At 68.1% G+C, this 13,425-nt stretch carries 10 protein-coding genes; 7 read left to right on the top strand and 3 right to left on the bottom strand.

Annotated features, from left to right (window positions below; translation table 11 throughout):
- The first annotated feature begins 110 nt into the window (after positions 1-110).
- The 3 genes from ACFWRO_RS08130 to ACFWRO_RS08120 all read left to right on the top strand — a co-directional run bounded on the left by ACFWRO_RS08130 (position 111) and on the right by ACFWRO_RS08120 (position 2,058).
- On the top strand, positions 111-797 hold the full coding sequence (locus tag ACFWRO_RS08130; protein WP_362414558.1) for a response regulator: 687 nt from the start codon (positions 111-113) through the stop codon (positions 795-797).
- Between the two features lie 94 nt (positions 798-891).
- The gene (locus ACFWRO_RS08125; protein ID WP_361967355.1) at positions 892-1,290 is read left to right on the top strand and encodes an OB-fold nucleic acid binding domain-containing protein; all 399 of its coding nucleotides are present in this window, start codon (positions 892-894) and stop codon (positions 1,288-1,290) included.
- A 3-nt stretch (positions 1,291-1,293) separates the two neighbouring features.
- Positions 1,294-2,058, top strand: a complete 765-nt coding sequence (locus tag ACFWRO_RS08120) for a DUF3159 domain-containing protein (protein ID WP_384505974.1) — start codon at positions 1,294-1,296, stop codon at positions 2,056-2,058.
- An 81-nt stretch (positions 2,059-2,139) separates the two neighbouring features.
- Here the strand turns inward: ACFWRO_RS08120 and ACFWRO_RS08115 are convergent, their stop codons facing one another.
- Together ACFWRO_RS08115 and ACFWRO_RS08110 are read right to left on the bottom strand one after the other, a co-directional pair.
- Positions 2,140-2,823, bottom strand: coding sequence for a potassium channel family protein (locus ACFWRO_RS08115; RefSeq protein ID WP_384505971.1), 684 nt, complete (start codon positions 2,821-2,823; stop codon positions 2,140-2,142).
- Positions 2,823-3,491 (bottom strand): TrkA family potassium uptake protein, encoded by a 669-nt coding sequence (locus tag ACFWRO_RS08110; RefSeq protein ID WP_315893327.1) that lies wholly within the window; start codon positions 3,489-3,491, stop codon positions 2,823-2,825. Before ACFWRO_RS08110 ends, ACFWRO_RS08115 begins: the two co-directional genes overlap by 1 nt.
- 245 nt (positions 3,492-3,736) lie before the next feature.
- On the opposite strand from ACFWRO_RS08110, the gene ACFWRO_RS08105 reads away from it, so the two are divergent.
- Both ACFWRO_RS08105 and ACFWRO_RS08100 read left to right on the top strand, forming a co-directional pair.
- The gene (locus tag ACFWRO_RS08105; RefSeq protein ID WP_384505967.1) at positions 3,737-5,788 is read left to right on the top strand and encodes an APC family permease; all 2,052 of its coding nucleotides are present in this window, start codon (positions 3,737-3,739) and stop codon (positions 5,786-5,788) included.
- A gap of 73 nt (positions 5,789-5,861) precedes the next feature.
- The gene (locus ACFWRO_RS08100; RefSeq protein WP_384505965.1) at positions 5,862-7,190 is read left to right on the top strand and encodes a class I SAM-dependent RNA methyltransferase; all 1,329 of its coding nucleotides are present in this window, start codon (positions 5,862-5,864) and stop codon (positions 7,188-7,190) included.
- Between the two features lie 524 nt (positions 7,191-7,714).
- Here the strand turns inward: ACFWRO_RS08100 and ACFWRO_RS08095 are convergent.
- Positions 7,715-9,397, bottom strand: coding sequence for a DUF6119 family protein (locus ACFWRO_RS08095; RefSeq protein ID WP_384506339.1), 1,683 nt, complete (start codon positions 9,395-9,397; stop codon positions 7,715-7,717).
- A gap of 249 nt (positions 9,398-9,646) precedes the next feature.
- Between ACFWRO_RS08095 and ACFWRO_RS08090 the strand changes: the two genes are divergently transcribed.
- Positions 9,647-11,380 (top strand): N-6 DNA methylase, encoded by a 1,734-nt coding sequence (locus ACFWRO_RS08090; protein ID WP_384505963.1) that lies wholly within the window; start codon positions 9,647-9,649, stop codon positions 11,378-11,380.
- Positions 11,377-13,407, top strand: a complete 2,031-nt coding sequence (locus tag ACFWRO_RS08085; RefSeq protein ID WP_384505960.1) for an N-6 DNA methylase — start codon at positions 11,377-11,379, stop codon at positions 13,405-13,407. The genes ACFWRO_RS08090 and ACFWRO_RS08085 overlap by 4 nt, the downstream gene beginning before the upstream one ends.
- Positions 13,408-13,425: the final 18 nt, after the last annotated feature.

Genomic DNA, 13,425 nt, shown 5'->3' with positions numbered 1-13,425 from the left:
CCTCCGGGACGACCCCGTCCCCCAGCACGACCCCGTCCCCGAGCACGACCCCGTCCTCCCGGACGACCCCGTTCTTCCAGACGTACGAAGCAGAGAGAAGGAAGCCTTCGATGACCCGGGTTCTCGTCGTCGACGACGAGCCGCAGATCGTCCGCGCGCTGGTGATCAACCTCAAGGCGCGCAAGTACGAGGTGGACGCGGCCCCCGACGGCGCCACCGCCCTTCGGCTCGCCGCCGAACGCCACCCCGACGTGGTCGTCCTCGACCTCGGCCTGCCGGACCTCGACGGTGTCGAGGTCATCAAGGGCCTGCGCGGCTGGACCCGAGTGCCGATCCTGGTGCTCTCGGCGCGCCAGACCTCCGACGAGAAGGTCGAGGCCCTCGACGCCGGCGCCGACGACTACGTCACCAAGCCCTTCGGCATGGACGAGCTGCTGGCCCGGTTGCGCGCCGCCGTGCGCAGGGCCGAGCCGGTCGGCGGCGGGGACGACGGCGTCGTGACGGTCGAGACCGAGGACTTCACGGTCGACCTGGCCGCGAAGAAGGTCCACCGGGACGGGCGGGACGTCCGTCTCACGCCGACCGAGTGGCACCTCCTCGAAGTGCTCGTCCGCAACAGCGGGCGCCTGGTGAGCCAGAAGCAGCTCCTGCAGGAGGTCTGGGGCCCGTCGTACGGCACCGAGACCAACTACCTCCGGGTCTACATGGCGCAGCTGCGGCGCAAGCTGGAGGCCGACCCCTCGCACCCGAAGCACTTCGTCACGGAGCCGGGGATGGGCTACCGCTTCGAGCACTGATTCGGGCCGCGCTGACAGGTGGCGCGCTGATGCGGGGCGGTCCGGGGCGATCCGGGCCGGTTCCGCTGCCGTCGGCGGCCGGTACGCTTTCTGTATGAGTGCCGCACCCCGTACAGAGAAGCCGGCCGGGCGCTTCCGCCGGATGCTCGACCGGCTGTCCACCTCGCAGGAGGAGCTGGAGTCCGAAGAGCTCCAGGAGGACGCCGAGGCGTCGGGCTGCACGCGCATCTCGGACTGTTCCGACCGCCAGATAGTCAAGGTGACTGGTACCTTGCGCACGGTCACGCTGCGCCCCCGGGCCGGTGTGCCCGCCCTCGAGGCCGAGCTGTTCGACGGCACGGCCCCGCTGGACGTGGTGTGGCTGGGCCGGCGGTCCATCGTGGGCATAGAGCCGGGCCGCAAGCTGATCGCCTCCGGCCGGATCTCCATGAGCCACGGCCGGCGGGTCCTCTTCAACCCCAAATACGAGCTCCGACCGCTCGGACAGGAGTAGCCGGTGACGTCGCTCGACAAGCCGACGAAGGATCAGACGGATCCGACGGACCAGTCGGATCAGTCGGATCAGGACCGCCGGGCATCGAAGGAGGTCACGGAGGCCGCGCTCTTCGAGGCGTTCGGTGGTCTGCGCGGCATGATCGAGACGGTCGTGCCCGGTCTGCTCTTCGTCACGATCTTCACGATCAACAAGGACCTGCACATCTCGGCGATCGCGGCGCTCGCGGTCTCCCTGGTCCTGGTCGCCGTCCGGCTGATCCGCCGGGACACGGTCAAGCACGCCTTCAGCGGTGTCTTCGGCGTCGCGTTCGGCGTGGTCTTCGCGATGATGACCGGCAACGCCAAGGACTTCTACCTGCCGGGCATGCTGTACACGCTGGGCCTGGCCCTCGCGTACATCATCACGACGATCGCGGGCGTGCCGCTGATCGGCCTCATCCTGGGCCCGGTCTTCAAGGAGAACCTCTCCTGGCGGACCCGTAACCTCGGCCGGAAGAAGGCGTACGCCAAGGCGAGCTGGGCCTGGGGCCTGATCCTGCTCGCCAAGTGCGCGATCCTCTTCCCGCTCTACTGGTGGGCCGACACGACCCAGTTCGGCTGGGTGCTCGTCGCGCTGAAGATCCCGCCGTTCCTGCTCGCGGTGTACCTGACGTGGGTCTTCCTGGCGAAGGCCCCGCCGCCGATCGACGTCTTCGCCGAGATGGAGGCGGAGGAGGCGGCCGAGAAGGCCCGCGAGGAAGCCGCGGCCAGGCAGCCGGAGGCGTAAGCCGTAGGCGTCGTCGTTCGTACGGGGAAGGGCCCGGGACCTCTCAAGGTCCCGGGCCCTTCCCCGTACGGGCACGCGCCGTCAGTTCTTCGGGGCGCCCTCGTCGCGGCGGACCGAGAGGAGGTCCTCCAGCTGCTCCTCGCGGGCCTGGGCGGCCACGAAGAGGAGCTCGTCGCCGGCCTCCAGGGTCTCCTCGGCGGTCGGGGTCAGGACCCGGGAGCCGCGGATGATCGTCACGAGGGAGGTGTCCTGCGGCCAGGCCACGTCGCCCACCGCCGTACCCGCGATAGCCGACTCCGGCGGCAGCGTCAGCTCCACCAGGTTCGCGTCGCCGTGGCTGAAGCGCAGCAGCCGGACCAGGTCGCCGACGCTCACCGCCTCCTCCACCAGGGCCGACATCAGACGCGGCGTCGAGACGGCGACGTCCACGCCCCAGGACTCGTTGAAGAGCCACTCGTTCTTCGGGTTGTTCACTCGGGCGACGACGCGCGGCACGCCGTACTCGGTCTTCGCGAGCAGCGAGACGACCAGGTTCACCTTGTCGTCTCCGGTGGCCGCGATGACCACGTTGCAGCGCTGCAGCGCCGCCTCGTCCAGCGAGGTGATCTCGCAGGCGTCGGCGAGCAGCCACTCCGCCTGCGGCACCCGCTCCACCGAGATGGCCGTGGGCGCCTTGTCGATCAGCAGGATCTCGTGGCCGTTCTCCAGGAGCTCGCCCGCGATGGAACGGCCCACCGCACCCGCGCCCGCGATTGCGACACGCATCAGTGACCGCCCTCCTCAGGACCCTCGGCGAAGGCCGCCTCGACCTTGCCGATCTCGTCGATACGCATCATCACGTGCACGAGGTCGCCCTCCTGCAGCACCGTCTGCGAGGAGGGGATGACCGCCTCGCCCAGCCGGGTGAGGAATGCCACGCGTACGCCTGTCTCGTCCTGCAGCTTGCTGATCTTGTGGCCGATCCACGCCGCGGAGGTGTGCACCTCCGCCAGCTGCACGCCACCGCTCGGGTCGCTCCACAGCGGCTCCGCGCCGGACGGCAGCAGCCGCCGCAGCATCTGGTCGGCGGTCCAGCGGACCGTCGCGACCGTCGGGATGCCGAGCCGCTGGTAGACCTCGGCGCGCCGGGGGTCGTAGATCCGGGCCGCCACGTTCTCGATGCCGAACATCTCGCGCGCGACCCGCGCCGCGATGATGTTCGAGTTGTCGCCGCTGCTCACGGCGGCGAAGGCGCCGGCCTCTTCGATCCCCGCCTCACGCAGGGTGTCCTGGTCGAACCCGACGCCCGTGACACGGCGTCCGCCGAAACCGGAGCCGAGACGGCGGAAAGCCGTCGGGTCCTGGTCCACGACCGCGACGGTGTGCCCCTGCTGCTCCAGGGTCTGCGCGAGAGCGGCTCCCACTCGCCCGCAGCCCATGATGACGATGTGCACGTCCCCTTACCCCGCACTCCTGATCGTCTTGCTGACCTGCGAAAACACCCTGCTCACAACTTTCCTCACCCGACTGGCCCGGGCCGTGGCGGGCAGCGCCCTGCCGTGCTGCCCGGTCCGAGCTTATGCGGCAACCCCGGGCGGGACCGCATCCGAGGCCCCTGTCAGGTCGCGGCCAGGGAGATTCGGTGTGGATGGGGGCCCGAGGTGAGCCTGACGAATTCCTAACGCTTACGATCCTCTGCGTGTCCAAACTGACCGACCTGCCCAAACGCATCCTGATCGGACGGGCTCTGCGCAGCGACAAGCTCGGGGAGACCCTGCTCCCGAAGCGCATCGCCCTCCCCGTCTTCGCCTCCGACCCGCTGTCCTCGGTGGCGTACGCACCCGGCGAGGTGCTGCTCGTCCTGTCGATCGCGGGTCTGTCGGCCTACCACTTCAGCCCGTGGATCGCGCTGGCCGTCGTCGTCCTGATGTTCACGGTCGTCGCCTCCTACCGCCAGAACGTGCACGCCTATCCGAGCGGCGGCGGCGACTACGAGGTCGCCAACACCAACCTCGGCCCGAAGGCCGGTCTGACCGTCGCCAGCGCGCTGCTCGTCGACTACGTCCTGACCGTCGCCGTCTCGATCTCCTCCGGAATCGAGAACCTCGGCTCGGCCGTCCCGTTCGTCGTCGAGAACAAGGTCCTCTGCGCGGTCGCCGTCATCCTGCTGCTCACGCTGATGAACCTGCGCGGGGTCAAGGAGTCGGGCAGCCTCTTCGCCATCCCGACGTACGTCTTCGTCGTCGGCGTCTTCATCATGATCGCCTGGGGCGCGTACAAGGGGATCGTCCTCGACGACACCATGAAGGCGCCCACCGCCGACTTCGAGATCAAGCCCGAGCACGAGGGCCTGGCCGGCTTCGCGCTGGTCTTCCTGCTGCTCCGCGCCTTCTCCTCCGGCTGCGCCGCCCTCACCGGCGTCGAGGCGATCTCCAACGGCGTCCCCGCCTTCCGCAAGCCGAAGTCGAAGAACGCGGCCACGACGCTCGCCCTCATGGGCGGCCTGGCCGTCACCATGTTCTGCGGCATCATCTTCCTGGCGATGGCCACCGACGTACGGATGGCCGAGAACCCGGCGCACGACCTGCTGAGCAACGGGCAGCCGGTCGGCGAGAGCTACGTACAGGACCCGGTGATCTCCCAGGTCGCCGCGGCGGTCTTCGGCGACGGAACGTTCCTTTTCGTGGTCCTCGCCGCCGCCACGGCGCTCGTCCTCTTCCTCGCCGCCAACACGGCGTACAACGGCTTCCCGCTCCTCGGCTCGATCCTCGCCCAGGACCGGTACCTGCCGCGCCAGCTGCACACCCGCGGCGACCGGCTCACCTTCTCCAACGGCATCGTGCTCCTCGCCGGCGCCGCGATGCTGCTGGTGTGGGTCTACGGAGCCGACTCGACGAAGCTGATCCAGCTGTACATCGTCGGCGTCTTCGTCTCGTTCACCCTCAGCCAGACCGGCATGGTCCGGCACTGGAACCGGCACCTGAAGACCGAGAAGGACCCGGCCAAGCGCCGCCACATGATCCGCTCCCGCGCGATCAACGCCTTCGGCGCCTTCTTCACCGGCCTGGTCCTGGTCGTCGTCCTCGCCACGAAGTTCACCCACGGCGCCTGGGTCGCGCTGCTCGGCATGGTGATCTTCTACGGGACGATGTCGGCGATCCGGCGCCACTACGACTCGGTGGCGGAGGAGATCGCGGCGGCCGAGGAGCGCCCCGACGAGTACGTCCGGCCCTCCCGCGTCCGTTCCGTGGTCCTCGTCTCCAAGCTGCACAAGCCGACGCTGCGCGCCCTCGCGTACGCGAAGCTGCTGCACGCCCACGAGCTGGAGGCGCTGAGCGTCAACGTCGACCCGGCCGAGACCAAGGCGCTGCGGGAGGAGTGGGACCGGCGCGGGATCAACGTACCGCTGAAGATCCTCGACTCGCCGTACCGCGAGATCACCCGGCCGGTCATCGAGTACGTCAAGAACATCCGCCGCGAGAGCCCGCGGGACGCCGTCTCGGTCTACATCCCCGAGTACGTCGTCGGCCACTGGTACGAGCACCTGCTGCACAACCAGAGCGCCCTGCGGCTCAAGGGCCGGCTGCTCTTCACCCCGGGCGTGATGGTCACCTCGGTCCCGTACCAGCTCCGCTCGTCCGAGGCCGCGAGGAAGCGGGCCCGGAAGAGGCAGGACTGGAACGCGCCGGGTTCGGTGCGGCGCGGCCCGGTCGAGAAGCGCACGAAGGAACCGGCCGGAAAGGGCACGTAGACTGGTGGGCTGCCGCCTGGCTCGCTGCCGCGAGCGGCAGCCCACCTCCCTCTTCCCCTGGAGTCACCCGATCATGCAGAACGCACCTGTTCCTTCGTTGGTCGGGGAAGAGTACGAGGTCGAGGTCGGTCCGGTGGCGCACGGCGGCCACTGCATCGCGCGGACGGAGGGCGGCCGGGTCCTCTTCGTCCGGCACGCGCTGCCGGGCGAGCGGGTCGTGGCGAAGGTGACGGAGGGCGACGAGACCTCCCGCTACCTGCGCGCGGACGCGATCACGGTCCTGGACGCCTCCAAGGACCGGGTGGAAGCCCCCTGCCCCTTCGCCGGCCCGGGCAAGTGCGGCGGCTGCGACTGGCAGCACGCCAAGCCGGGCGCACAGCGCCGCCTCAAGGGCGAGGTCATCGCCGAGCAGCTCCAGCGCCTCGCCGGGCTCACCCCGGAGGAGGCCGGCTGGGACGGCACCGTGATGCCGGCCGAGGGCGACAAGCTCCCGGTGGGCGAGGTCCCGCAGTGGCGCACCCGCGTGCAGTACGCGGTCGACGTCGAGGGCCACGCGGGCCTGCGCCGGCACCGCTCGCACGAGGTCGAGGTGATCGACCACTGCATGATCGCGGCTCCCGGCGTCACGGAACTCGGCATCGAGAAGCGCACCTGGGAGGGCATGGCCTCGGTGGAGGCCATCGCGGCGACGGGCTCGGGCGACCGCCAGGTCATCCTGACCCCCCGCCCCGGAGCCCGCCTCCCCCTGGTGGAACTGGACAAGCCGGTCTCGGTCCTCCGCGTCGAGGAGAACGACGGCGGCGTGCACCGGGTCCACGGCCGCGCCTTCGTCCGCGAGCGCGCCGACGACCGCACGTACCGCGTCGGCAACGGCGGCTTCTGGCAGGTCCACCCGAAGGCCGCCCAGACCCTGGTCCTCGCGGTCATGCAGGGCCTGATGCCCCGCAAGGGCGACTCGGCCCTGGACCTCTACTGCGGCGTCGGCCTCTTCGCGGGCGCGATCGCCGACCGCGTCGGCGACCAGGGCGCGGTCCTGGGCATCGAGTCCGGCAAGCGCGCGGTCGAGGACGCCCGCCACAACCTCGAGGCCTACGACCGCGTGCGCATCGAGCAGGGCAAGGTGGAGACCGTCCTCCCGCGCACCCGCATCACGGAGGTGGACCTCATCGTCCTGGACCCGCCCCGCGCGGGCGCCGGCAAGCAGACGGTCAAGCACCTCGCAGGCCTGGGCGCCCGCCGCATCGCCTACGTCGCGTGCGACCCGGCGGCCCTGGCCCGCGACATCGCCTACTTCAAGGAGGGCGGCTACCGGGTACGGACGCTGCGGGCGTTCGACTTGTTCCCGATGACGCATCACGTGGAGTGCGTGGCGATTCTGGAGCCTGTCACAAAGGGCTCCTGACCTGCGATTTTTCGGATTCGGTAGCAACTCCACCTGTTTTCATCCCGACAACAGGTGGAGGCCGTCGCTCACCACTACGGTCGCCTGGCCTGCGGTTTTAGGTGGCGAACGAAGGGGCGCGGCCGTAGTCCCGCTGGATCGCCCAGTGCCTTGACGCTCGAATGACGCTCATCCAGCGCCATTGCTGACGGTCCGTCAGTGGAAGTTGGTCCCTGCTTTGGTCGCCATGAATGGCGTTCCGGGGCAGCCTTCTTAGGGAGTCAAGATCGCAGCAGGCCGCCCCGGAGCGAGGCAGGTTTCGGCAAGCATAGGTGTGCAGATGTCACCTTGTGTGATGGCATGCGGGGGGGGAGAGAGCTCAGCGCGGACTGTAGCGGCATGGGACGCTTGCGCTCGGTCGGCGTGCCAGCGCACCGGCCAGCGATGGAATTGCGCGTGCAGCGCTCAGAGCTGCTGCCGATCTCTGCTGGGTAAATTCCGGGCCGCCCTCGTTGTCTGAGGTCGGAGTAGCAGCCTGGAGCAGTTCAGCGTCGGATAGCGACGACCTCTACCTCTGCGTTCATCGCCCGCAAGCGACGTGCCGACTGGAGGAGGGAGACCTGGGCGAAAGCGAAGAGAGAATCGACAGTGATCTCCTTTCCGTCCTTGAGGAGGATGGCGAGCACGACCTTCAGCGTGCCGAAGTCGCTCAGGAGGCGGTGGTCGGGAGTACGGTCCGCAACCTGCCTCAGGAAAGCGCTGCGGATGGCTTCGTCGCTGCGCAGGGTTTCGACGGCAGTGACCGCCTGGGCGAAGAGGTGGTTCAGCGGCGCGGTGCCGTTGCTGCTGGTGGCCTTCTTGACGCAGATCAGCTGGTTGTCCGGGCCGAGGACATCGCAGATCTCCAGTCCGCCACCGTTGAACTTGTCGGTGACGATGTTCTTCTTGTCGAACAGGAGATAGCCCTCCTGGCCTGCCGCCTGCTTGTTGTACCAGTCCTCATCGTGAGAGTCCCGCCCCTTGGCGTTCGGTACTCCCTTCGGCCAGGCCGGCAGCTGGACGCTGGATGGCTTGCCCAGTAGCTCCCGGAGCTCTTCCTCCAACGTCTCGAGGAAGCCAGCTCCCACCTCGTACCACTTTCCGTGGCCGTAGAAGTACCGCGACGTTCCCACGGGGACGTCCGCGATGAGCCATTCCTTGCCGGTGGTGGCGGCGCTGGCCGGCGTCTTCAGGTCGTCGTCGCTGAACATGACGACCCGTACCTGGCCGAGCGCCTTGAGGCGCTCGCCCTCTGTCTTGTCCGAGACGAACTCGAGGAGGACAGGAAGGTCCAGGTTGGTGACGTCGATGCTGCGGCTCCCCGAGCTTATCCGGAACGCCTGAGCGGAGCCGAAGCCCTCCTGGCAACTATCCGGAACTCCCAGCGTGAGCCGCGGTTGACTCGGGTCGGCGAGCATGCCCTCAAGGACTGCCTGGGCATCTACCGCCTTGCGGCTGCGGTTGTCCAGCGTGCGGAGCCGATCGACGAAGCCCAGTTCGGGCAGCGGATCCGGGCGCGAGCAGACCTCCTCTATCGCGCGCAGGTCGTTGAGGAATTCCTCCGGCGTGGTGGCCAGCGGCAGCTTGATGGTCGACTCTGAGCACTCGACCCGAACGTGCTTGGAGGTGCCGGAGGGCAGTGAGGTCAACGGGATGCCGCTGATCGTTCCGCAGATACGGCGGACGACTGCGCCGAACCGGTCGAGGCCGAAGCCGTCGATACGCTCCCCCCGGGCAACGGAGTACTCGTCGACACGCCCTCGCCCGTCCATGATCTGGTTGCGCACCTTGATGATGCCGTCCTCGTCAAGGCAGCGGGTGGCGAACTCCAGGCCGAACTCATCATCACGGTAGTACGGGTCCAGCATGTGCTGGCCGACCCCGTAACTCAGGGCGTACAGGCCGCGCTCGGTACGCATGAGCACCAGGCCCGCAGCGGAGTGATTCCGTTCGTTGACCTCCAGGCCGGTGATCCGCTCGACAGCTGGGCACCAGTCGGCGCGATCTCGGGGGATTCCCCCGTTCACCAGCAGGCCGGTGACGCCCTCCCAGGCGAACTCGCGGACTTGGTATCCGGGTCTGTCGAGATAGTGGGGGCGCACAAGGGTGCGAAGTTCTACCTCGCCACCGTTGGGAACAGTGAGTCGGTGAAGTGTGGACTTACGGGTGCCGGTGCTGCTCTTCTCCATAGAGGCCACGTCATGCTCCTTTGAGTCGAGGTGCCGGAGGTCGGTGCCACGGGGTCGTTCTCCTCGATCCGCGTGACTTCGTGCTCACGCCCGGTTCTCCTACGTGTGCCGGCTGCCGTGTGCCGTGTGCCGTGTGCCGTGCGCGGTGTCGGAGTCCTTGGCGCGTGACACCCAGTGAACAGGAGCTAGTTAACGCCGTCAACAGAATGTAACTTGAAAGTTCGAGCGTGAACGGTGTACGGTCGCGCCATGACCGTAGGAAACGAGGCTCCTGATGCCACGGCGACCGCTGCGGAGATCGCGCGGTTGGCAGGCGTGACGCGTGCCGCGGTGTCCAACTGGCGCAGGCGTCGTTCGGACTTCCCCACACCCGTAGGTGGCACCTCGGCGAGTCCCCTGTTCTCGCTCGCCGAGGTACGGCAGTGGCTGGAAGGGCAGCGCGGCGGGCCGGAGGTCAGCGGGGAGGTCCGGCTCTGGCAGGCGCTGCGCGGCGCCTATGGTGAGGAAATGGCCGGGGCGCTGGCTGCTCTTGGGGAATATCTCCGGGGCGATGCGGAAGACCTCGCTGACCAGGCCGCCCGAGAGGCGGTGGATCGGCTGGTCGCGGTCCGGACGCCTACCGAGGTGATGGATGCTCTAGTCGCCCGTCTGCTGGAGTCCACCGCGCGCGCCGCGTTGGATGGGGCCTCGACATTGCGCCTGGCTCGTGCGGTCCGAGAATTCGCTGGTGAGACCTCAGGCACCGTCTTTGACCCTGCGTGTGGCATAGGATCGCTCCTCGTTGCGGTGGGCGGCGGTGCGGTCCGAGGCAGGCTGGGGCAGGACACACAGGCGGATGCGGCACGCGTAGCCCAGGTGCGCGCGGCCTTGGCTGCCACTGGGGCGGCGGCGCCGCTTCAGGTGGTGGTAGGCGACTCGTTGCGGGCTGACGCGTTCCCCGATCTTCGCGCGGACCTGGTCGTGTGCGAGCCTCCGACGGCCGTGGCCGACTGGGGCCGCGAACAGCTTCTCATCGATCCGCGCTGGGAAGCGGGTGTGCCCTCGCGCGGGGAGAGCGAACTCGCCTGGCTTCAGCATTGCTACCACCACACGGCACCCGGCGGGCGGGCCGTGGTGGTCCTGCCGGCGTCGGTCGCCCATCGCCGCTCCGGTCGCAGAATCCGTGCGGAGTTGCTGCGCCGCGGCTGCGTAACCGCAGTGGTGGCTCTACCGCCCGGCCTCGCTGCCAGTCACGCACTACCGCTACACCTGTGGCTGCTGGCCCGTCCCTCTATCCCCGGGCGGGCGGCGGGGACTATTCGGATGGTGGACCTCAGTACCAACAGCCCGGACGGGCCGTGGGACCCTCAGCCGCATCAGGAGACGGAGGTGCCGCTGATCGATCTGCTGGACAACGAGGTGGACCTCACGCCCAGCCGCTACGTACGCGAGCCGGAACCCGACTACGCGGTGGAGTACGCCAAGCTGCGCGAGGATCTCGACACGCGCCTGAGTCGCCTGCGGGCGCTGCTTCCCGAGCTGCCACCGCGTGGCCGGGCCGACGCCCTGGACGATGGCGTCCCGGTGGCGGTGAGCGACCTGCTGGCTGCCGGCCTGGTCAGCCTGGACGGTGACGAGCTCATCTCCGTCAGCGACCAGTTGGACCCCGACTACGTGCGTGGATTCGCCAGCAGCGCGGCGAACGTCCGTCGTAGCACGTCCTCCTCGGGTACGTTCCGAGCGGACCTGCAGGCGGCGCGCCTACCCCGCATGGACGTTGAGCGACAGCATCGCTACGGCGACGCCTTTCGCTCGTTGGGTGCGTTCGAGCACGAACTTGCCGAACTCGCCAAAATGGGCGACCGGGCTGCGCGGCTCGCCCGCGACGGCCTCACCGGCGGCGCACTCGATCCGCCGCCAACCCGTGTCGGCGGCAACGCCGAACACCAGAGCACGACGACCGACGGAGACGCCGCAGTGGGGCGAGAGGACAGGACACTTTGAGCAAGAACCAGGAACTGGCCGACTTCATCTGGTCGGTGGCCGACCTCCTGCGCGGTGACTACAAGCGCTCGGAGTACGGAAAGGTCATCCTGCCGCTGACGGTGTTGCGCCGACTGGACTGCGTCATGGCCCCGACCCGTCAGGCCGTGTGGGACCGGGCGGCCTCCTACACCGGGGAGAACAAGGACGGGCTGCTGCTGGCAGCGTCCAAACTCAAGTTCTACAACCTGTCCGAGCAGACCTTCGACACGATCAGCAACGACGCAGCTAACGTGGCGAAGAACCTCAAGGACTACATCCGGGGATTCTCCTCGGAGGCCACTGAGATCATCAACCGCTACGAGTTCCACCTCCAGATCGACCGCCTGGACAACGCCGATCTGCTCTACCAGGTGGTGCGGAAGTTCGCCGGCCTGGATCTGAGCTTCAAAGCCGTGGACAACCACGACATGGGTTACGTCTTCGAGGAGCTGATCCGCAAGTTCGCCGATGCCTCCAACGAGACCGCCGGTGAGCACTTCACCCCGCGCGAGGTCATCGAGCTCATGGTCGAGCTGCTGCTCGCCCCGGACGACGACCGGCTGAACGGAGAGGGCCAGGTCGTCAAGATCCTCGACCCGGCTTGCGGCACCGGCGGCATGCTCTCGGCAGCTGAAGAGCACATCCGCAAGCTGAACCCGCGCGTGCGAGTCAACCTGTTCGGACAGGAGCTGAACGCCGAGTCGTACGCGATCTGCCGCTCCGACATGCTTCTGAAGGGCCACACGGCCAAGAACATCCGCTTCGGCAACTCCTTCAGCCAGGACGGCCACGACGGCGAGACCTTCAACTACATGCTCGCCAACCCGCCCTTCGGTGTGGAGTGGAAGAAGGTCGAGAAGGCCGTACGCCAGGAGCACGAGGACCGGGGATTCGACGGCCGCTTCGGAGCCGGCCTGCCTCGGATCAACGACGGATCGCTGCTGTTCCTGCAGCACATGATGAGCAAGATGCAGCCGCTCAAGAAGGACGAGGCGGGCGACGAGGCCGGCGGCACCCGCCTGGCCATCGTCTTCAACGGCTCCCCGCTGTTCACCGGTGGCGCTGGGTCGGGCGAGTCGGAGATCCGTCGGTGGATCATCGAGCATGACTACCTGGAGGCGATTGTCGCCCTCCCGGACCAGCTCTTCTACAACACGGGTATCTCCACGTACTTCTGGATCGTCACCAACCGCAAGCCCGCCGACCGCAAGGGCCGCGTGATCCTGCTCGACGCACGCGACCAGTGGTCGAAGATGCATAAGGGTCTCGGCGAGAAGCGCAAGAAGATCACCAGGGCGCAGATTGGACGCATCGGCGCGATTTACCGCGACGCGCTGAGCATCGCTGGCGACGAGAGCCATCCGGACCACGGACGGGTGAAGCTCTTCGCCAACCGGAAGTTCGGCTACCAACGCATCGCAGTGGACCGGCCGCTCAAGCTCCGCTTTGAGCTGACCGAGGACAGCCTTGATCAGCTCGGGGCGTCGGCCGCCGTGAAGAAGGCGGTCGGGAGCGAGGCGGCGGTCGAGCTGTTGTTGGCCGCGCTCAAGCCGCTGCTCGGATCGCAGTGGGCCACCAAGGCTGAGGCGTGGGACGCCCTGCGGACGGCGATGGTCGCCGGCGGCGTCCTGTGGCCCTCCGTTGCGCCGTTCCAGAAGGCCCTGCGCGACGCGGTGGGCGTGACCGATCCGGAAGGCGAGGTCCAGCTTGTTAAGGGCAAGCCCGAGCCCGACCCCGACCTGCGCGACAACGAGAACGTCCCGCTCGACGAGGACATTGACGAGTACTTCGCCCGCGAGGTGCTGCCTCATGTCCCGGATGCCTGGATCGCGGAGACCCGCAACCCGAAGACGAAAGAGATGGAGCGGTTCAAGCTGGGGTATGAAATCCCATTCACGCGCCAGTTCTACACCTACACGCCACCGCGGCCTCTGACGGAGATTAACGCGGAACTGAAGTCGTTGGAGGCAGAAATTCAGGCACTTTTGGGAGCGGTGACAGGGTGAACCCGGCGCGATTTGATC

Source organism: Streptomyces sp. NPDC058579, from assembly GCF_042718575.1.
Lineage (GTDB): Bacteria > Actinomycetota > Actinomycetes > Streptomycetales > Streptomycetaceae > Streptomyces.
Note: the sequence above shows the minus strand (reverse complement) of the source record. Positions and strands in the feature narration are given on the sequence as shown.